Raw genomic sequence first — 20223 nt, forward strand, 5'->3', positions numbered from 1 at the left:
ATGCGCGCCTTCACCCGCCTCGCCGCGGCCGCCGCCGCCTTGCCGGACGCCGATATCGATACCGACCGGATCATCCCGGCGCGCTTCATCGACCGCCGGCCGCAGGACGGCCTCGCCGACTGCCTCTTCCATGACCTGCGCTTCGATGCCGACGGGCGCGAGCGGCCGGACTTCGCCCTCAACCGCCCGGCCTGGCGGCAGGCCGGCATCCTGGTGACCGGACCCAATTTCGGCTGCGGCTCGTCGCGCGAGCACGCGATCTTCGCCCTTCTCGACTGGGGCATCCGCGTCGTCGTCGGTCCCTCCCCGGCCGAGATCTTCGCCAACAACGCCTTCGAGAACGGCCTGCCGATGGTCGCGCTCGACCGCGCCGCGGTGGACGCGCTCATCGCCCGGCTGGAGGCGGCCCCGGCGACGGTCGTGACGGTCGACCTCGAGCGCCAGGCCGTCGACTGGGACGATCGCACGGTTTCCTTCGCGATCGACCCGCGGCGGCGGCGCTGCCTGCTCGCCGGCATCGACACGCTGGCGCTGACGCTCGGCATGACCGACCGCATCGCGGCCTTCGAGGCCGCCCGCGGCGACGCCTGAGCGGAGGGCGGCCGGAGCCGCCCTCCCGCTCACTTCCGGCGCGGATCGTCGGCCGGGTCGACGTAGGTGACGCCCCACGGCCCGACGCTGTGGATCTGCACCACCGTCTCCTCCTCGGTCCAGGCGAAGTGCGGCGTGCCCGGCTGCATGACCGCGAAACCGCCCGGGGGCAGTGCCGTGGTCTTCGCCCGGTCGAAGCGTTCGCCCATGCCCATGTGGAAGGTGCCGGACAGCACCGTCACATGCTCGACCACCGGATGGTGGTGCGCCGGCAGGCGGTAGTTCGCCGGGAAGCGGATGCGGGCCGTGATCGGCCGGGCCTCGTTGAGCGGACCCTCGATGACCGCGATCTTGGCTCCGGCCGGCAGCGAGGGCACGTCGACCCAGGTCATCGCGTTCGGCAGCAGCATGGCGTGGCTGGCGCCATGCTGCTGGGCCGCCGCCGGCGCGGCGGCGGCGGCCGCCAGCAGGGCGGCCGCCGCGAGGATGTGGAAAGACCTCATCGCGCCCTCCGTCATCGCCGCGTGACGACGATTTCGAGATACTCGCTCGGCACGACCATGGTGGGATCGCCGGACCGGTTGAAGCGGTCGGCAAGCGCCAGCAGGTCGCTCGTCAGCGCCGCCTGCCCCGTGCCGTCGAGCGCGGCAAAGGCCTTGAGGGTCGGGCCGTACCAGGTGCGGAAGATATCCAGCCAGTGCTCGGGCGAGCGATAGCGGAAGACGAAGTGCCGACGGCTGACTGCGATGTCGCTGGCGCCGGCGCCGAAGAGTTCGCCAAGGCGCGCTTCGGTCCCCCACTGCGCCGGCGAGCGGACGCCGGGCGGCGGCGGCAGATGGCCGGCCATCGTGCGGAAGAGCTGGCCGATGAAGCCTTCCGGCGTCCAGTTGGCGAGCCCGATGCGGCCGCCCGGCCGGCAGACGCGCAGCATCTCGGCCGCCGCCTTGTCCTGGTCCGGCGTGAACATGACGCCGAAGGTGGAGAGGACGGCGTCGAAGCTGGCGTCGGCGAAGGGCAGCGCCTCGGCGTCGGCCTGACGGAACTCGATCGCCAGGCGATCGGCCTGGGCGCGTTCGCGTCCGCGCTCCAGCAGCGCCGGCACGTAGTCGGTCGAGACGACCTCGCAGCCGCGCCGGGCGGCGGCGAGCGAGGCGTTGCCGTTGCCGGCGGCGACGTCGAGGACTGACCATCCCGAGCGCAGGTCGGCGGCCTCGCAGAGCTGCTCGCCCACGACCTGCAGCGTGGTGCCGATGACGGCGTAGTCGCCCGAGGACCAGGCGCTCTGCTGGCGGGCCTTCAGCGCGACGAGATCGGGCCCCGGCGCGGCCGCTGCGGGCCGCCCGGCGAGGGTGGTGGCGTTCATTCCCATGCTCCCTTGGGTGGTGTTTGCGAACGCCGCGGACCATGTCTGTCAATCGTCCGCCGATCGATGTACAGTTGCCCCCAAGTATCCTGTAACTGTAACGGCCGTCGTGACGGTACAGGATCGGGCCGGATACTGAGACGGATGATCGCAGTACGAATAGACCCCGCCGACAAGCGATCGCTGGTAGAGCAGATCGTCGACGACGTGCGTCGTCATGTGGACGAACGCCGTCTCAGGCCGGGGACGCGACTGCCGTCGATCCGCCAGTTCGCCGACGCCCACGGCGTCAGCCGCTTCACCGCCGTCGAGGCCTACGACCGGCTGGTCGCTCAAGGGTATCTCGAGGCACGGCGGGGCTCCGGCTTCTACACGGCGACCCCGCGCGAAGAGCGCACCAGCGATGCCCCCGCCCCCGGCCAGCGGCACAACGAGGCCCTGGTCTCGCTGATCCGCCACCTGCTGCAGGCGGGCGAGGGGCTGATCCTGGCCGGCGGCGCCTGGCTCCCCAACGACTGGATGGACGAGCCCGGCCTGCGCCGGGCGCTCGGCACGGTCGTCCGCCGGCCCGGCCCGCATCTGCTGGAGTACGGCAACCCGCTCGGCTATGCGCCGCTGCGCGAACGCCTGTCGCTGCTGCTGTCGGAGCGCGGCATCGCGGCCGGCCCGGGCCAGATCGTCCTGACCCAGGGGACGAGCCAGGCGCTCGACCTCGTCATCCGGCGCTTTGTCCGCCCGGGCGAGGCGGTGCTCGTCGACGACCCCGGATATTACAACCTCTTCGGCAGCCTGCGCCTCGCCGGCGCCCGGCTGACCGGCGTACCGCGCGGTCCCGACGGCCCCGATCTCGCGGTCCTCGAGCGGCTGGCGGCGGAGCATCGGCCGCGCGTCTATTTCACCCAGTCGGTGCTGCAGAACCCGACCGGCACCACGATGGGCCCGCACGTCGCCTTCCGCGTGCTGCGGCTGGCCGAGCAGTACGACTTCCTGGTCGTCGAGGACGACATCTTCTGCGACCTGCACAGCCGGGCGGTCCCGCGGCTGGCATCGCTCGACCAGTTGAACCGGGTGATCTACGTCCGCAGCTTCTCGAAGACGCTGTCGGGCGCGCTGCGGGTCGGCTTCGCGGCGGCCCGGCAGGGCATCATCGACGAACTGGCCGACGTCAAGATGCTGTCGAGCATCACCAGTTCGCAGTTCGCCGAGCGGGTGCTCTACACGGTCCTGGTCGACGGCCACTACCGCAAGTATCTGAGCCGCCTGCTGAAGCGCCTGGACGAGGCGCGGCTGGCGGCGATCCAGACCTGCGAGCGGCTCGGACTGGAACTGATGGTCGAGCCGGAAGCGGGGCTGTTCCTGTGGGTCCGCTTCCCGCATGTCGAGGACACGATGGAACTGGTCGCGAGCGCGCGGGAGCGCGGCATCGTGATCGCGCCCGGCGCCGTCTTCCGGCCGGACCTGCAGCGCTGCCCCTGGATGCGCCTCAACGTCACCGTCTGCCACGAGCCGCGGCTCCTGGCGTGGCTGGAGGAGATCGCCCGGCCGGCCGCGCCCGCGCCCCTGGCGCAGGCGGCGGAGTGACGGATCAGATCCCGACCTGCTGGTCCTCCGGCAGACCGTGCGCGGCCTCGAAGGCGCGCACTTCGTCGATGCCGAGAAGCTGGACATAGTCCGCGAAGCCGGCGAGCGGCACCGGCATGCCGCGCGGATCGCCGGTCCGGCGGATGTGCCCCAGCGCGGCGCGGATCGCCGGGATGGCGGCGAACAGCGCCTGCCCCGGATAGATCGCGAGCGCGAAGCCGAGGCGGGTCAGCTCGCCCGTGTCGAGGATCGGCGTCCGGCCGCTGGCCGACGCGTTGTACATCGTGCGCGCCGGCAGCCCGCCGATCGTCCGGAGCTGCTCCAGGCTGGTCGGCGCCTCGACGAAGAGGATGTCGGCGCCCGCCTCGCCGTAGAGCGCGACCCGGTCGAGCGCCGCCTGGAACCCCTCGACCGCGAGCGCGTCGGTGCGCGCGATGACCAGAAGGTCCGGATCGCGCCGGGCGTCGACCGCCGCCTTCACCTTGGCCGCCATCTCGGCGGCCGGGATCACCCGCTTGCCGGCGAGATGACCGCAGCGCTTCGGCCAGACCTGGTCTTCCATCTGGATCGCCGCCACCCCGGCGCGCTCGTAGTCGCGCACGGTGCGGCGGACGTTCACCGGCCCGCCATAGCCGGTGTCGGCGTCGGCGATCACCGGCAGGTCGACGGCGTCGACGATGCGGCCGGCATTGTCGACCATCTCGCTCATGGTCAGCAGGCCGACGTCGGGCATCCCGAGCCGGACGGCGGTCGTCGCGTCGCCCGACATGTAGACCGCCTCGAAGCCGGCCTCAGCGACGAGGCGGGCCGACAAGGGGTCGGGCACGCCGGGCGCGGGCAGCACCTCGGGCCGGTCGAGCAGCCCGACCAGCCGCCGCCGGACGGCGGTCATCCCGCCGCGGCCGCGACCGCCGGGGCGGACGCCTGGCTCTGCCAGGGAACGAGGTCGAGATCGTCGCGCAGGCAGGCCTTGAGATGGCCCCGCCCGACCTCGCGCAGCGGCGGCACCTCCTTGGCGCAGGCCGGCAGCGCGTAGCGGCAGCGGGTGCGGAAGGCGCAGCCGGACGGGGGGTTGATCGGGCTCGGAATGTCCCCGGTCAGCACGATCCGCTTGCGGCGGATCGTCGGGTCGGGCACCGGCGCGGCCGAGAACAGGGCCTCGGTATAGGGATGGCGCGGGTCGCGGAAGAGCGTCCGGGTGTCGGCGATCTCGACCAGCTTGCCGAGATACATCACCGCCACCCGGTCGGAGACGTGGCCGACGACCGCGAGATCGTGGGCGATGAAGAGGATGGTGAGGCCGAGCCGGGCGCGGACGTCGAGCAGCAGCTTGACCACCTGGGCCTGGATCGAGACGTCCAGCGCCGAGACCGGCTCGTCGGCGACCAGCAGTTCCGGCCGCAGCATCAGCGCGCGGGCGATGCCGATGCGCTGGCGCTGACCGCCGGAGAACTCGTGCGGGAAGCGCTCGCCCGAGTTGCGCGGCAGGCCGACCATGGCGAGCGCGTCCTCGACGCGGGCCATGCGCTCGGCCGCCGGCATCGCCGGCTCGTGGATCACCAGCGGCGCGCCGATGATGCGGTCCACCCGCATGCGCGGATTGAGCGAGGAGAACGGGTCCTGGAAGACGAGCTGCATCTGGCGCCGGAACGGGCGGAGCTGGCGCCGGGTCAGGCGGGTGATGTCCTGGCCGAGGAAGCGGATCGCCCCGTCGGTCGGCGTGTCGAGCCGGAGCACGGTGCGGCCCACCGTCGTCTTGCCCGACCCGGATTCGCCGACCAGCCCCAGCACCTCGCCCTTGGCGACCGTGAAGGAGACGCCGTCGACGGCACGGACCTTGTCGCGGCTGCGGCCGAAGAGGCCGGCATGGATGGGGAAGTGCTTGACGAGGCCGTCGACCTCGAGCACGGGCGCTGCGGTATCGGTCATGCGGAGGCCCCGGCTGCGACCTCGCGCCAGCGCGCGCAGCGGACGGAATGGTCGGGATCGGCCGCCTCCAGCGCCGGCACGGCGACGTCGCAGAGGCTGGCCTCGAAATGCGCGCAGCGCGGATGGAAGGCGCAGCCGCCCGGCATCGCCGTCGGGTCGGGCACGTTGCCCGGGATCGCCTCCAGCTCCTCGTGCGCTTCGCTCAGCATGTCGAGGCGCGGCACCGAACGCAGCAGCCCCTGCGTATAGGGCATCAGCGGCCGGCCGAAGAGCGGCACCACCGGCGCCTGCTCGACGATGCGGCCCGCATACATGACGAGCACCCGGTCGGCGACCTCCGCCACCACGCCGAGATTGTGGGTGATGAAGACGATCGACATGCCGGTCTGGCGCTGCAGGTTCTGCAGCAGCTCCAGGATCTGGGCCTGGATGGTGACGTCGAGCGCGGTCGTCGGCTCGTCGGCGATGAGCAGGCTCGGCTTGCAGGCGAGCGCCACCGCGATCATGGCGCGCTGGCGCATCCCGCCCGAGAGCTGGTGCGGGTAGTTGTGGATGCGACGCCCCGGCTCGGGGATGCCGACGAGGTCGAGCAGCTCGACCGCCTCGGCCAGCGCCGCCTTCCGCGACACCCGGCGGTGGAAGACGATGCCCTCGGCCACCTGGGCGCCGATCGTGTGCACCGGGTTGAGCGACGTCATCGGCTCCTGGAAGACCATCGCGATCTCCGTGCCGCGGATGTCGCGGATCTCCTCCTCGCTGACGGAGAGCAGGTCGACCGTGCTGCCGTTGCGCCGGCGGAGCCGGATGCTGCCGCCGACCCGGTTCCCGGCCGCGCGGTGGATGAGCCGCATGATGGCGAGGCTGGTGACGCTCTTGCCGGAGCCGGACTCGCCGACCAGCGCCAGCGTCTCGCCGGGGCGGACGTCGAAGCTGACCCCGTTGACGGCGGCGACGCGGCCGGTCTGGCCGCGGAACTCGACCGTCAGGTCGCGGACCTCGAGCAGCGGCGGCCGGTCGCCGGCCGGCATGGTTCCCGCCGTCATGTCAGGTCGCTGCGCGGATCGAGCGCATCGCGCAGTCCGTCGCCCAGGAAGTTGAAGCTGGCGACCGCCAGCGTAATCATCAGCCCCGGCAGCAGCGCCAGCCAGGGTGCGGTCGTCAGGTACTGCTGCGCCTTCTCCAGCATGTTGCCCCAGCTCGCCACCGGCGGCTGGATGCCGTAGCCGAGATAGCTGACATAGGATTCGAGCAGGATGCCGCGGGCGATGATGAGGGTCGCCGCGACCACGATCGGCGCCACCGCGTTCGGCAGCAGTTCCTTGAACATGATCCAGCGGTCGGGGGCGCCCATCGCCTCGGCGGCGACGGCGAAGTCCCGCTCGCGGAGCGACCGGATCTGGCCCTGGACGACGCGCGCGACCTCCATCCAGGCGGTGAGCGCGATGATGAGGGTGATGGTGACGATGCCGGGCGTCACCAGGGCGGCCAGCGTCAGCAGCAGGAAGATCGTCGGGAAGCAGAGGACGGCGTCGACGAAGCGCATGAGCGCGGTGCCGATCGCCCCGCCATAGAAACCGGCGACGGTGCCGACGACGGTGCCGACGGTGACCGCGATGACCATCGCCGCGAAGCCGATGGTGAGCGAGATGCGCCCGGCCATCAGCAGGCGGGCCAGCATGTCGCGGCCGAGTTCGTCGGTGCCGAGGATATGGACGCTGACGAAGGGTTCGCGGAAGCGGGCCCGCATGTTGAGCTGGAACTGGTCGAACGGCACCAGGCTGGGGCCGATGGCGCAGGCCAGGACCAGGAGGACGATGACGACCAGCCCGAACATCGCCAGCCGGTGGCGGGCGAAGCGCTTGAGGGTGCGGTAGCGGGTATGGCGGCGGAGCGTCTGGCCGCCATGGGACGCGAGCGCGGTGTCGGCGGTCATTGCAGCCGGATCCTCGGATCGGCGACGACATAGAGCATGTCGGCCAGAAGGTTGCCGATGATGACGAGGATGGCGGTGAAGGTGAGCAGCCCCATCACCACCGGATAGTCGCGGTAGCCGATCGAATCGAGGAAGAGTCGGCCCATGCCGGGCCAGGTGAAGACCGTCTCGGTCACCAGCGCCCCGCTGAGCAGCGTCGGCAGTTCCAGCCCCGCGATCGTGATCATCGGCAGGAGTGCGTTGCGCAGCACGTGCTTGACCAGGACGATGCGCTCCGACAGGCCCTTGGCGCGGGCGGTGCGGACATAGTCCTGGTTGATGACGTCGAGCATCGAGGAGCGCATGAAGCGGCTCCAGATCGCGGTCGTCACCAGCCCCAGCACCATCGACGGCCCGATCAGGTGGTGCAGGAAGACGAGGAAGGACTCGTTTCCGACCGGCGAGATGTTGCCCGGCGGCAGCCAGCCGAGCTTGACCGAGAAGAGGTAGATGACGACGAGGCCGAACCAGAAGGTCGGGATCGACAGCGCCACCATGGCGCCGATGGTGACGCACTGGTCGAAGATCGAGTAGCGGCGGACGGCGCCGACGACCCCGACGAAGCCGCCGACGAGCACCGCGATCAGGGTCGCCGTCACCATCAGTTCCAGCGTCGCGCCGAGCCGCGACCCGATGACGAACAGCACCGGGCTCTCGTCGCGGTAGGACCGGCCCCAGTCGCCGGTCAGCATCCGCCCGAACCATTCCAGGTACTGCACCGGCAGCGGGCGGTTGAGGCCCATCTGCTCGGCCAGCCGGTTCAGGTCCTCGTCCGTCATCCCCGGGGTATTGGCGAACTGGGACAGGGGACCGCCCGGCGTCAGGTGCAGCAGCGCGAACCCGATCACCGAGACGATCAAGAGGAGGACGATGCTCTGGGCGAGCCGGCGGAGGAGGAAGCTCGTCATGCTTCCCGCCCTCCCCCGGCCGCACCCGTCGCCGGGCGGATCCCGAGCCTCACGAGGCCCAGTACCAGGTGTTGATGTTCCAGCAATTGGAACGGTAGTTGACGTTGGGCTGGTAGCCGACGAGGCCGCTCTTGACGCCCTCGATCATGCTCCACTGGTAGATCGGCAGGATCGGCAGATCCGCCCGCACCAGTTCCTGGACCTTGTGGTAGTTGGCCTTGCGCTTGTCCCGGTCGACCTCCTTCTGGCTCGCCGCCAGGAGGGCATCGACCTGTGGGTTGGAGTATTGCGAGGTGTTCTGGCCGGTGCCGGTCTTGGCGCTGATCGAACCGCTCGACAGGCGCTCGGACGGGTCGGGATCGGAGCCGACGCTGTAGACCGAGCCCGCCATCGCCGTGTCGAACTGGCCCTTGCGCCAGTAGTCGCCCCACATCACCGCCGGCGGGAAGTTCTTGATCGTCACCTTGATGCCGATCTGCTGCCAGCCCTGCTGCAGGAACTGCTGCGTCTGCTCGCGCAGATGGTTGCCGGCCGTGGTCGAGGTGGTGAAGTCCAGCTTGACGCCGTTCTTCTCGCGCACGCCGCCGGCGCCGGGCTTCCAGCCGGCGTCGTCGAGCAGCTTCTTCGCCTGCGCCGGGTCGTACTTGTGCACCGGCAGGCCCGGGTTGTAGCCCCAGGATTCCTGCGGCAGGAAGCTCTCCGTCGGGCGCGGCACGCCGTAGAAGAGGTCCTTGATGATGGTGTTCTTGTCCATCGCCAGGTACATCGCCTGGCGGACCGCCGCGTCCTTGAAGTACGGCCGCTCGTTGTTGAGCACGATCGCCTCGACGAAGGGCAGCGGCGCCGCCTGCACCTTGCGGCCGGCATAGCCCTTGGCCTCGGCGAAATTGTCGGCGGTGATGCCCTGCAGGCCGATATGGTCGATGGCGCCGGTCTGGAACTGCGTCTTCAGGACCGTGAGGTCGGGGATGTACTTGAAGATCAGCTTCTCGATGAACGGCCCTTCGCCGTAGAACTTGTCGTTCGCCTCGAGCAGGATGTGGTCGCCCGGCCGGCGGTCGACCCACTTGAAGGGTCCGGTGCCGACCGGCTTGTTGTTGAAGGGCGAATCCTTGGGATCGCCGCCGGCACCCAGGATGTGCTTGGGCACGATGTAGGTCCAGGCCAGCACCGAGAAATAGGGCGCGAAGAAGGTCTCCATGCGCCAGGTGATCTCGGTCGGGCTGACGACCTTGATGTCGCGAAGCTGGTTGTGGCCCGAGCGCAGCATCGCCGGGAAGTTCGGGTCGTTGATGAGGTCGAGCGTGTACTTGACGTCCTCGGCGGTGAACGGCTTGCCGTCGTGCCAGGTGACGCCGGGGCGCAGCTTGATGCGCCAGTTGAGGCCGTCGGCCGAGACGCCGCCATTCTCGACCGTCGGGATCTCGACCGCCAGTTCGGGCACGAGGTTGCCCTTGGGGTCGATCGACCACAGCGGGCTGAAGAGGTTCATGTGGACGCCTTCGTCCACCTCGATGCGTGCCCGGAGCGGGTTGAACACCGTCGGCTCCTGGGAGATGCCGACCGTGACCTGGCCCTTGCGCACGCCCTTGGGCGGGCGGGCGCCCTGCGCCCACGCGACGCCGCCCGGAAATGCGCCCGCCGCGGCCCCCGCCGCCGCGAGCTGCAGGAACCGTCGCCGGGGAAGAATGAGGCCGGGTGGGGCCTTGCTGGGGCCGTCGGAACGCCGCGTCATGGAACCCTCTCCTGCTCGCTCGTCGATCGTTTCGTGATCCTGGCGGCCGGACCGGGCGCCGCCCGGTCCGGCCGATGTGCCTCGCATCTAGCCGGCGGCCGCCATCTGCCGGTCGCGCGCTTCCTGCCAGCCGCGCGCACTGACGAAGGTGCCGGACGGCTTCTCGGGGCGGAGCAGCGTGTTCTCGCGCCGGCGCTTCTCCTGCAGGGCCGTCATCTCGGCCAGGTAGCGCGACGGGAATTCCATGAAGGGGCGACGGTTCTTCAGCCAGTTGGCGGTGTCGGCGTCGGTCAGGAAGACCTGATGCGGCGGCCGCTGCGGCCACGAATCGACGCGCAGCCACAGGCGCAGGAGGTGGCGGCGCCGGGCCACCTCCGGATCGTCCTCGTAGTCGGTCCGGGCGTGCATGATGTTGCGGTTGTTGAGGAACTGGATGTCGCCTTCCTCGAAATTCATGTCGAGGAAGAACTCCTCCGACCGGGCGAGGCGCTGCAGCTCGTCGTAGGCCTCGATCTCGACGTCGGACAGGGTGACGCCGCCCTGCTGGACCGCATAGCGCAGGTTGCCGGAATCGAGGACGCCCATGAGCCGGCCGGCGGTCTGCGTCATGACGGGAATCCGCTCGGCGCTGAGCGGCGGCGTCACCGCATGGCGGGCGTCCATCTCGTGGTGCTGGTTGTAGAAGCCGCGATAGAGCACCTCGAGCAGGTCGGGCCTGGTCGCCAGCATGTGGTCGTGCAGCGCCGACAGGCTGACGATCCGGCTGGCCCCGCCCGACAGCGCCCGGCGCAGGCACATCAGCGAGACGATGTCGCAGGCCGAGGTGTCGATGTGGAAATGCTGGCCGCCGCCGGCGGCGTAGCCGCGCACCTTCTCGACGATGTCGCTGACGTCGATGACGCTGCCGAGAAGCTGGCCGAACCAGGACTGCGCCACCGGCCGGCCGAGATGCACGCCGAGGCCGACATAGATGCGCGCCATCTCGTCGGCCGAATAGCGCTCGCGCGGGAAGCCGCGCATCAGCACGACGCCGCGCCCGTCGAGAAGCTCGTCGCGCAGGCGCAGCATGGTCGCGCCCATGCCGGGCAGCGGGAAGGTCTCGGTCGTGATCTCCGGGATGTCGCGCTCGCCGCACGCCTTCAGCGCGGCGTCGATCTCCGCCACCTCGCCGTCGGTGAAGCGGTGCATCATCTCGGTCCGGTAGTCGACCTCGGACCCCTTCCAGGCGGCGGGGCCTCCGATCCTCGTCATCTCCACGGCAGCCACTCCTTCATCGCCCCGGCGCTGAAAACGTCGCCGGCCTCGGGTACGCACATGGTATGCCAGTCCGCGCCGCCGTGCACCGGCGTCGGAGCGGTCGGCCGATCAGCCGGCCGCGCGCTCGCGCTCCTCGTGCCAGCCGCGGGCGCTGGGCGACCGCCCGGCCGTCGCCAGCGGCGGCAGCACCGTCTTCTCGCGCCGCCGCCGCTCCTGCATCGCCGTCATCTCGGCGAGCCAGCGGCTCGGCAGCTCCATGAAGGGGCGGCGGTTGGTCGCCTGCCAGTGGGCGCAGTCGGCATCGCTGAGGAAGACCTGGTGCGGCAGGCGCTCGGGCCAGGCGTCGACCCGGAGCCACATGCGCAGGAGATGCCGCCGCTTCGCCACGTCGGGATGGTCCTCGTAGGCGGTGCGCGCGTGCATGATGACGCGGTTGTTGAGGAACTGGATGTCGCCTTCCTCGAAATTCATGTCGAGGAAGAACTCCTCCGACCGGGCGAGGCGCTGCAGCTCGTCGTAGGCCTCGATCTCCAGGTCCGACATGGTGACGCCGCCCTGCTGCACCGCATAGCGCAGGCTGCCCGAATCGATGACGGTGGTGAGCCGGCCGTCGCGCTGGGTGAAGACCGGGATGCGCTCGGCGCTCTGCGCCGGGAACAGCGAGTGCGCGGCGTCCATCTCGTGGTTGCGGAAATAGTAGCCGCGGTAGAGCACCTCGAGCAGATCGGGCCGCGTGTCGAGCAGGTGGTTGTGGATCGCCGAGACGCTGACGATCCGGCTGGCGCCCCCCGACAGCGCCCGGCGCAGGCACATCAGCGAGACGATGTCGCAGGCCGAGCTGTCGATGTGGAAATGCTGGGCGCCGCCGGCGTTGTAGCCGCGCACCTTCTCGACGACGTCGGAGATGTCGATGACGCTGCCGAGCAGCTGGCCCTGCCAGGACTGGGCCACCGGCTGGCCGAGATGGGCGCCGAGGCCGACATAGATGCGCGCCATCTCGTCGGCCGAATAGCGCTCGCGCGGGAAGCCGCGCAGCAGCAGCACGCCGCGGCCGTCGTGCAGTTCGTCGCGGAAGGCCAGCATCCGCGGGCCGAACTCGGGCAGCGGGAAGGTCGCGGGCGTGATTTCGGGCAGGTCGCGCTCGCCGCAGGCGCGGAGCGCGGCGTCGATCTCCGCCACCTCCGCGTCGGTGAAGAGATGCATCATCTCGGCCCGGTAATCGATCTCCGAGCCCTTCCAGGCGGCCCGGCTGGTGATCCTCTCCATCGCCATGGGCAGGCGGTCCTCCACGAACGGGAAACGGCGTCGGCGACGATGGTGCATCCGCGCCGCGCCCCGATCAAGCGATCAGATCACGCTTCCCTAGTCATAGAGCCGATCGAGCAGCGTCCCGTACACCTCGCGGATCCGGTGCCGCCGGATCTTGAAGGTCGGAGTGAGGAGGCCGTTGGGGACCGAGAAGGGGTCCGCCACCAGGGTCCAGCGCCGCACCCGTTCGATCGCCGGCAGGCCGGCATTGACCCGCCCGACCGCCTCGCCCACGGCCTTGCGGAAGGCCTCGTCGTCGACGAGCAGGCGCAGGTCCTTGGGCTTGCCGTGCTCGCCCGCCCACTCCTTGGCCCGCTCCTCGTCCGGCACCAGCAGCGCCACGAGGTACGGGCGGCGGTCGCCGTGGACGATCGCCTGGGCGACGAGCGGCTCCAGGGTCAGCAGGCCCTCGATGCGCTGCGGCGCGATCATGTCGCCGCCCGCGTTCTTGATGAAGTCCTTCTTGCGGTCGGTGATGACGAGATAGCCGTCCGCCTCCAGGTGGCCGACGTCGCCGGTGTGCAGCCAGCCGTCGACGATCGTCGCCGCCGTCGCCTCGGGATCCTGCCAGTAGCCCTTCATGACGTTGGCGCCGCGCACCAGGATCTCGCCATCCTCGGCGATCCGGATCTCGACGCCGTGCAGCGCCGGGCCGACCGTGTGCAGCCGCGGCGCGGTCGGCGTGTTGACGGCGATCACCGGCGACGCCTCGGTCTGGCCGTAGCCCTGCAGCAGGCGCAGCCCGAGCGCCGTGAAGAAGAGCCCGACGTCGGGATTGAGCGGCGCGCCGCCCGAGACCAGCGCCTTGAGGCGGCCGCCGAAGCGCGCCCTCATCTTGTCCCGCACCAGGCGCTCGACGACGAGGTCCTGCATCCGCTCCCAGAGCGTGAGCGAACCCGGCGCCGTCGCCCGCTTGCGGCCGAGTGCCAGCGCCAGTTCGAAGAGCCGGCGGCGGAAGGGGCTCTGCCGCTCGACGCCGCGGCGGATGCGGGCATAGAGCGTCTCGTAGAGCCGCGGCACCGCCGTCATCAGGGTCGGGCGGGCGTCGAGCATGTCCGCCCCCAGCGTCTCGGCGCCCTGCGCGAACCAGATCTGCGCGCCGATCGAGATCGGAAACATGGTGCCGGCCGTGTGCTCGTAGGAGTGGGACATCGGCAGGAAGGAGAGGAAGGTCTCGTCCTCGACGCCCAGCGTCAGCAGCGCGTGCCAGGCCCCCTCGGCATTGGCGAGGATGTTGCCGTGGCTCAGCATGACGCCCTTCGGCACGCCGCCGGTGCCGGACGTGTAGATGATGCAGGCGACGTCGTCGCGGGCGATGCCCGCCACCCGGTCGGCGACGTCGTCCGGCAGCGCCGCGCCCTGCGCCAGCAGGTCGTCCCAGGCGCGCACCGGCACCGGCGACTGGAGCTGCGCACCCGGCGGGTCGATCGCGACCAGGAAGCGGAGACCGGCCGTCTGCGCCGCCGCCGACGCCAGCCGCTGCATCAGCGCGGCCGAGGAGACGATGGCGGCGCGCGCGCCGCTGTTGGCGAGGATGTGGACGTGGTCGGCGACGGTGTAGGTGACGTAGGCCGGGACGGTGACGGCGCCGGCGGCCATGATGGCGAAGTCGGCGATCACCCATTCCGGGCGGTTCTCGGCGACCAGCACCACCCGGTCGCCGGGCCGGATGCCCTCCGCCACCAGCGCCCGGGCGAGCATCGACACCCGCTCGGCGGCGGTACGGTAGTCGACGGGGTGCCAGGCGCCGTCCCGCTTGTGGACGAGGAAGGGCTGCTTCGCCCGGCGCCGGGCCATGTCGAAGAGCATGGCCGGCAGGCTCTGCCAGCGATCGAAGTCCATGGGTCCCCGTTTCCCCCTGCCGGCGGCTGGCCAGGATGGGCCGCTCGCCCTTGTCGTTGGCAGCCGAGCTTCTGCCATCCGGGTGCCGGCTGGCAAGCCGCCGCGGACCGCGCGACGGAGCCGGTCCGTCAGGCGGTCGTCGCCCCTCCGGCCACGGCGGCGTTCGCGTCGGCATGGAGCCAGCAGGCGGCCTGGTGCCCCTCGCCCAGGGTCACCAGCGGCGGGTCCTTCTGCCGGCAGATTTCCATGCGGTGCGGACAGCGCGCCTGGAACCGGCAGCCCGGCGGCGGGTCGATCGGGGTCGAGATTTCCCCGCGCAGGGCGAGCGGGGGCTTGGCGCGCTCCAGGTCGGGATCGGGATGGAGGATCGCGCCGAGAAGGCTCTCGGTGTAGGGGTGCCGGCAGCCGCTGAACAGGGTCCGCGCCGGCGCCACCTCGGCGAGCCGGCCCATGTAGAGGACCGCGACGCGGTCGCACAGGAACTCGACCACGCTGAGGTCGTGGCTGATGAAGAGGCTGGTGAGCTGCAACTCCTCCTGCAGGTCCTTGAAGAGGTTCAGCACCTGCGACTGGATCGAGACGTCGAGCGCCGAGACCGGCTCGTCGGCGACGATGAAGTCCGGCTCGACCGCCAGCGCGCGCGCGATGCCGACGCGCTGAAGCTGGCCGCCCGAGAACTCGTGCGGGTAGCGGTTCATGGCGGACCGGTCGAGGCCGACGCGGGCGAGCAGCGCCGCCGCCCGATCCGCCTCCTCGCCCCGGTGCATCCGCTGCACCCGCATCGGGAAGGTCAGCGTCGCGCCGATCGTCATGCGCGGGTTGAGCGAGGAATAGGGATCCTGGAAGACGATCTGCATCCGGCGCCGCATCCGGCGCATCTCCTCGTGCCCCAGCGCCGTCAGGTCGGCGCCGTCGAACCGGATGCTTCCCGCCGTCGGCGGAAGCAGGCGGAGCATCAGGCGCCCCACCGTCGACTTGCCGCAGCCGGACTCCCCGACCAGCCCCAGGACCTCCCCCCGCCGGATGTCGAAATCGAGCCCGTCGACGGCCTTCAGCAGGCTTCCCCGCCGAACCGGATAGTGCTTGGCGAGGTTGCGGACCTCGATGAAGGCGCCCATCAGGCGGCCTCCGCGGCATGATCGAGCGGAAAGTGGCAGCGCACCTGATGTCCCTCGGCCAGCGAGACCAGTTCGGGCGCGTCCCGGCGGCAGCGTTCCTGCACGCGCGGGCAGCGCGGCGCATACGGGCAGCCGGGCGGCAGGGCCGTCAAACGCGGCGGTTGCCCCTCGATCGAGGCGAGGCGGCGGGCATTGCCGCCGAGGCGTGGCAGCGAGCGCAGGAGGCCGGCGGTGTAGGGATGGGCCGGCCGGCGGAAGAGCGTGCGCACATCGGCATACTCGACGATCCGGCCCGCATACATGACGGCGACGCGGTCGCACATGTGCGCGACGACGCCCATGTCGTGGGTGATCAGCAGGAGCGCCGTGCCACGCTCCCGGCAGACCTCCTTCATCAGGTTGAGGACCTGGGCCTGGACGGTGACGTCGAGCGCGGTGGTCGGCTCGTCGGCGATCAGAAGCTCGGGCTGGCAGGAGAGCGCCATGGCGATCATCGCGCGCTGGCGCATGCCGCCCGACATCTGGTGGGGATAGTTGCGGACGCGCGTCTCCGGCGAGGGAATGTCCATCGCCTTCAGCATCCGCTCCGCCTCGGAGACGGCGCGGCGCCGGTCGTGCCCGAGATGGTGGCGGAACACCTCCCCGAGCTGGAAACCGATGCGCAGGACCGGGTTCAGGCTGGCCAGCGGATCCTGGAAGATCATCGACATGCGCCGGCCGCGGATGCGCCGCAGAGCGGCGGGCTCGAGCTTGCGGAGATCCTGCCCGGCGAGCTCGATCGTGCCCGAGACGATGCGGCCGGGGGGCGAGGCGACGAGCCCCATGATCGACAGCGCCGTGACGCTCTTGCCCGACCCGGATTCGCCGACGATCCCCAGCGTCTCGCCGCGACCGACATCGAGGTCGACGCCGTCGACCGACTTGACGACGCCCAGTCCGGTCGTGAAGTGCGTCCGGAGGTCCCGCACCCGCAGGACCGGCGTGTCCGCCGCTCCCGTCATCGTTCGCTGAGCCGGGGATCGAGCGCGTCGCGCAGCGCATCGCCCATCAGGTTGAACCCGAGGACCGCGAAGATGATGGCCAGCCCGGGGAATACGGTCAGCCAGGGCGCGAATTCCATGAAGGTGCGGCTTTCGTTCAGCATGAGCCCCCAGGACGGCGTCGGCGGCTGGGCGCCGAGGCCGAGGAAGCTGAGGCTGGCCTCGATGAAGATCGCGAGCGAGAGATGGAAGGTCGCCTGGACGATCACCGGGGACAGGATGTTCGGCAGGATGAAGCGCGCCATGATGACGGCGTCGCGCGCCGCCACCGCGCGGGCCGCCTCGACGAACTCCTTCTCCTTCACGCTCATGACCTGCGCCCGGACGATGCGCACGACGTTCGCCTGAAAGATGATCGCGATCGCGATCACGAGGTTGGAAAGGTTGGGGCCGAGCGTCGCCACGATCATCAGCGCGAGCAGGATGGTCGGAAAGGCGAAGACGACGTCCTCCAGCCGCATGATGAAGCCGCCGAGGCGGCCGCCGTAGTAGCCCGCGACCAGCCCGAGCGGCAGCCCGATCAGCAGCGACAGCCCGACCGACCCGAAGGACACGAGCATCGAGATGCGCGTCCCCTCCATCAGCCGGCTGAGCTGGTCGCGGCCGAAGCGGTCCGTCCCCGCCGGGTGCGCCAGGTTCGGCGAAACCAGCGAGGCGGCGGAATTCATGGCGTTGGGGTCATAGGGCGCAAGCAGCGTGCCGCCGAGCGCGACGAGGATCAGGACCAGCACCATGGCGGTGCCGAGCAGCCCGAGCTTGCGGCGGCGGAAGCTGCGCCAGGCAAGCCGGGTGGGCGACAGGATCTGGTCCTTCGCCGCCATCGTGGAAGCCGCCGCGGCCGTGGAACGGGTCTGCATGGCTCAGTACGTGATGCGGGGGTCGAGGAACGCGTACAGGATGTCGATCACGAGGTTCACGACGACGAACACGACGGCCAGGAACAGGACCCCTCCGGCAAGCACCATGAAATCCCGGGATTCGATCGACAGCAGGATCATCCGGCCGAGGCCCGGCAGCATGAAGACCTCCTCGGTCAGCACCAGCCCGCCGATCAGCACCCCGACCTGGATGCCGAGAACGGTGACGACCGGGATCAGCGAGTTCTTGAGCACATGCGTCGTCAGCACCACCCGCTCGCCCAGGCCCTTGGCGCGTGCGGTTCGGACATAGTCCTGCCGCAGCGCGTCGAGCACCGTCGAGCGGGTCAGGCGGACGATGTAGGTCAGCGTGGTGAGCGCGAGGACGAAGCCCGGTATCAGCAGCCCCTTGATATTGGCGATGGGGTCCTCGCTGAACGGGACGTAGTCGAGGATGCTGGCGCGCGGGAAGTAGAGCGACACGATCAGCACGGCGATCGTCGCCAGCCAGAAGTTGGGGATGACGTATCCGAAGATGGCGCCCACCCGAATGACGTTGTCGACCCAGGTGAACTGGCGGTAGGCCGCCAGCGCTCCCAGCGGAATGCCGATGACGATGACGAAGGCCATCGCGATCAGCACCAGCTGGAGGTTGACCGGCGCCCGGTCGAGGATCTGGTCCACGACCGGTTCGCCGGAGATCATCGAGACGCCGAGGTCGCCCCGGAGCGCATTGCCGACCCAGATCAGGTAACGCATCCAGATCGGCTCATCGAGGTTGAGCTGCTGGCGCAGCCGTGCCATCGCCTTCTCGGACTGGGCGACCTCGTCGCCCATCATCACGTCGACGATGTCGCCCGGGATCACCCAGATCGCCGCGAAGACGAGCGCCGAGATGCCGAACAGCACCGGGACGAGGCCGAGCAGTCGGAACAGGATGTAGCGCAGCATGTCCGGCCGCCCCGCCCCCTGGCCCGCGCTACTTCTTCAGCCACGCCTCGCGCAGGTACGAGCGCGACGCGTTGGCCATGAAGCGATATCCCTGCACCGAGCGGTCGACCGCCTCGTAGCGCGGCGACATCGCGTAGAGGAAGAGCGCGGGCGCCGTCTCGGCGACGTAGCGCTGGATCTCGCGCCAGGCCTTGGCGCGCTCCTCGAGCTTGGTCATGGTCCGCTGGGCGTCGAGCAGCGCGTCGAGCTTCGGGTCGTTGTGGCCGTAGTAGTTCGCCGTCGACTTGCTGTGGAACAGCTCGGTCACCTGGTTGTCGGGGTCCGGCGCCCACGCGCTCGCGATCAGGAAGGCCGTGAAGTCCTTGCCGCGCCAGCGCTGCATCGCCGCGCTCCAGTCGACGGACTCGATGTTGATCTTGATCCCGACGCGGGCCCACTGGTTCTGCAGCACCTCGGCGGTGGTGACGTAGTCGAAGCCCTGGGGCGAGGTCAGAAAGGTGAACTCGAAGCCGTTCGGCAGTCCGGCCTGCGCCAGCAGCTTCTTCGCAAGCTCCGGATCGTACTTCTGGTACGGCAGGTCCATGACCTCCTTGGCCGGCACCGCGTAGGGCGGCATGCCGGGCGGCAGGGCGGCGCTGTGGGTGCCGAAACCGAGCAGCACCGTCTTGATGATCTCGTCCCGGTTCGTCGCGGCCGAGACCGCCTGGCGCACGAGGACATTGTCGAACGGCGGCCGGTCCGTGCGGAAGAACAGGCGCTGGTGCCGGATCGGGGAAGATTGCTGGATCGTCAGGTGACGTTCCCGCTCGAGCAGTTGGGCCAGTCGCGGCTCGCGCACCCAGCCGATATGCGCGGTCGCCCGGCGCAGACCGGCGATGCGGGCGGTCTCGTCGCGGGTGAAGGTGAATTCGAGGCCGTCGACATAGGGCTTGCCCTTGTCCCAATAGTCCTCGAAGCGGGTATAGACGATGCGGACGCCGGTCTCGTAGCGCGTGAACCGGAACGGCCCGGTCCCGACCGGCTTGGTCTGGAGCTCACCCGAAGCGGCCGCCTTGGGCGACACGATGGCGGCATAGTTCTGCGAGGCGATGATCGTCAGGAAGGCCGGAAAGGGTTCCTTCATCGTCACCCGGACCGTCCCGGGATCCACGACCTTCACCTCCTTGATCGGCGACATCAGGCTGGCGCGCGGCGATCCGGTCGCCGGGTCGAGGATGCGGTCGAAACTGAACTTCACGGCCTCGGCGGTCATCGGCTCGCCGTCGTGGAATTTCACGCCGGGCCGGAGCTTGAACTCGTAGGTGAGGTCGTCCGGCTGGCTGTAGGACTGGGCCAGGGCCGGCTCCAGCTCCATGTCGGCGTTGAAGCGGACCAGCGTCTCGTAGACGTGCTCGTAGGCGGCGAGCGACGAATAGGGAATGGCGATGTGCGGGTCGAGCCCGACCGGCGGGGCGTCGGAGGCGACCTTGATGACGCCGCCGCGCTGCTGCGCCGCGGCCGGGCCCGCCACCATCGCCAATGCGACCAGCGACAGCGCTGCGCCGCGGCCGATGGACCGGGCCGTCAGTCTCCCAAATCGGTTCATCGCTCGCCTCACCTGTTGCAGTTGCAGGAACTTTCTTCGGTCTTCGGGCGCACCCGACCACCCGCCCGGAAGTAACAAGAAGCCCACTGACGCAGCAGGAGCCGGCTGCCTCCGCCTGGCGCAAGAGAACATGAGCCCCCGCATCGCCGATCGTTTGATCGATGATGCAGGCGGGCGAAGGGCATC

Annotated in this window: 18 protein-coding genes; 2 read left to right on the top strand and 16 right to left on the bottom strand. The window is 70.1% G+C overall.

The genetic code is table 11. The annotated features are described in order from the left end of the window. Positions 1 to 591 (top strand): 3-isopropylmalate dehydratase small subunit, encoded by a 591-nt coding sequence (gene leuD / locus ACE3Q3_RS01330; protein ID WP_374440633.1) that lies wholly within the window; start codon positions 1 to 3, stop codon positions 589 to 591. A 29-nt stretch (positions 592 to 620) separates the two neighbouring features. On the opposite strand, the gene ACE3Q3_RS01335 is transcribed toward leuD, so the two are convergent. Continuing rightward, positions 621 to 1094 carry a cupin domain-containing protein gene (locus ACE3Q3_RS01335; protein WP_374440635.1) on the bottom strand — a complete coding sequence of 158 codons (474 nt, stop codon included), beginning with the start codon at positions 1092 to 1094 and terminating at the stop codon, positions 621 to 623. 11 nt (positions 1095 to 1105) lie between these two features. Beyond that, positions 1106 to 1954, bottom strand: a complete 849-nt coding sequence (locus ACE3Q3_RS01340; protein WP_374440638.1) for a methyltransferase domain-containing protein — start codon at positions 1952 to 1954, stop codon at positions 1106 to 1108. A 144-nt stretch (positions 1955 to 2098) separates the two neighbouring features. On the opposite strand from ACE3Q3_RS01340, the gene ACE3Q3_RS01345 reads away from it, so the two are divergent. Then, complete coding sequence (locus ACE3Q3_RS01345; protein ID WP_374440640.1) at positions 2099 to 3535, top strand: PLP-dependent aminotransferase family protein; 1437 nt, start codon at positions 2099 to 2101, stop codon at positions 3533 to 3535. A 4-nt stretch (positions 3536 to 3539) separates the two neighbouring features. On the opposite strand, the gene ACE3Q3_RS01350 is transcribed toward ACE3Q3_RS01345, so the two are convergent. From ACE3Q3_RS01350 to ACE3Q3_RS01415, 14 genes are all read right to left on the bottom strand, one after another. Further along, positions 3540 to 4427: an oxaloacetate decarboxylase gene (locus ACE3Q3_RS01350; RefSeq protein WP_374440643.1), complete on the bottom strand. Its 888-nt coding sequence runs from the start codon at positions 4425 to 4427 to the stop codon at positions 3540 to 3542. After that, positions 4424 to 5464 carry an ABC transporter ATP-binding protein gene (locus ACE3Q3_RS01355; RefSeq protein WP_374440646.1) on the bottom strand — a complete coding sequence of 347 codons (1041 nt, stop codon included), beginning with the start codon at positions 5462 to 5464 and terminating at the stop codon, positions 4424 to 4426. The genes ACE3Q3_RS01350 and ACE3Q3_RS01355 overlap by 4 nt, the downstream gene beginning before the upstream one ends. Next, complete coding sequence (locus ACE3Q3_RS01360; RefSeq protein WP_374440649.1) at positions 5461 to 6507, bottom strand: ABC transporter ATP-binding protein; 1047 nt, start codon at positions 6505 to 6507, stop codon at positions 5461 to 5463. The genes ACE3Q3_RS01355 and ACE3Q3_RS01360 overlap by 4 nt, the downstream gene beginning before the upstream one ends. Further along, complete coding sequence (locus tag ACE3Q3_RS01365; protein WP_374440652.1) at positions 6504 to 7397, bottom strand: ABC transporter permease; 894 nt, start codon at positions 7395 to 7397, stop codon at positions 6504 to 6506. The genes ACE3Q3_RS01360 and ACE3Q3_RS01365 overlap by 4 nt, the downstream gene beginning before the upstream one ends. Beyond that, positions 7394 to 8344, bottom strand: a complete 951-nt coding sequence (locus ACE3Q3_RS01370) for an ABC transporter permease (RefSeq protein ID WP_374440655.1) — start codon at positions 8342 to 8344, stop codon at positions 7394 to 7396. Before ACE3Q3_RS01370 ends, ACE3Q3_RS01365 begins: the two co-directional genes overlap by 4 nt. A gap of 49 nt (positions 8345 to 8393) precedes the next feature. Continuing rightward, positions 8394 to 10079, bottom strand: a complete 1686-nt coding sequence (locus ACE3Q3_RS01375) for a peptide ABC transporter substrate-binding protein (RefSeq protein ID WP_374440658.1) — start codon at positions 10077 to 10079, stop codon at positions 8394 to 8396. A gap of 87 nt (positions 10080 to 10166) precedes the next feature. Further along, positions 10167 to 11330, bottom strand: a complete 1164-nt coding sequence (locus tag ACE3Q3_RS01380; protein WP_374440660.1) for a TauD/TfdA family dioxygenase — start codon at positions 11328 to 11330, stop codon at positions 10167 to 10169. Between the two features lie 114 nt (positions 11331 to 11444). Further along, the gene (locus ACE3Q3_RS01385; protein ID WP_374440663.1) at positions 11445 to 12608 is read right to left on the bottom strand and encodes a TauD/TfdA family dioxygenase; all 1164 of its coding nucleotides are present in this window, start codon (positions 12606 to 12608) and stop codon (positions 11445 to 11447) included. A 90-nt stretch (positions 12609 to 12698) separates the two neighbouring features. After that, complete coding sequence (locus ACE3Q3_RS01390) at positions 12699 to 14486, bottom strand: long-chain fatty acid--CoA ligase (RefSeq protein ID WP_374440665.1); 1788 nt, start codon at positions 14484 to 14486, stop codon at positions 12699 to 12701. Positions 14487 to 14614: 128 nt separating this feature from the next. Then, positions 14615 to 15604, bottom strand: a complete 990-nt coding sequence (locus ACE3Q3_RS01395) for an ABC transporter ATP-binding protein (RefSeq protein ID WP_374440668.1) — start codon at positions 15602 to 15604, stop codon at positions 14615 to 14617. Beyond that, complete coding sequence (locus ACE3Q3_RS01400) at positions 15604 to 16605, bottom strand: ABC transporter ATP-binding protein (protein WP_374440671.1); 1002 nt, start codon at positions 16603 to 16605, stop codon at positions 15604 to 15606. The genes ACE3Q3_RS01395 and ACE3Q3_RS01400 overlap by 1 nt, the downstream gene beginning before the upstream one ends. Further along, entirely contained in the window at positions 16602 to 17465 is an 864-nt protein-coding gene (locus ACE3Q3_RS01405; RefSeq protein ID WP_374440674.1) for an ABC transporter permease, read from the bottom strand. Before ACE3Q3_RS01405 ends, ACE3Q3_RS01400 begins: the two co-directional genes overlap by 4 nt. Before the next feature lie 39 nt (positions 17466 to 17504). Then, positions 17505 to 18452: an ABC transporter permease gene (locus ACE3Q3_RS01410; protein WP_374440677.1), complete on the bottom strand. Its 948-nt coding sequence runs from the start codon at positions 18450 to 18452 to the stop codon at positions 17505 to 17507. A 28-nt stretch (positions 18453 to 18480) separates the two neighbouring features. Then, positions 18481 to 20037, bottom strand: a complete 1557-nt coding sequence (locus tag ACE3Q3_RS01415) for an ABC transporter substrate-binding protein (RefSeq protein ID WP_374440679.1) — start codon at positions 20035 to 20037, stop codon at positions 18481 to 18483. Positions 20038 to 20223 lie beyond the last annotated feature (186 nt).

It is taken from the genome of Allostella sp., from assembly GCF_041913585.1.
Taxonomy (GTDB): Bacteria; Pseudomonadota; Alphaproteobacteria; order ATCC43930; family Allostellaceae; genus Allostella.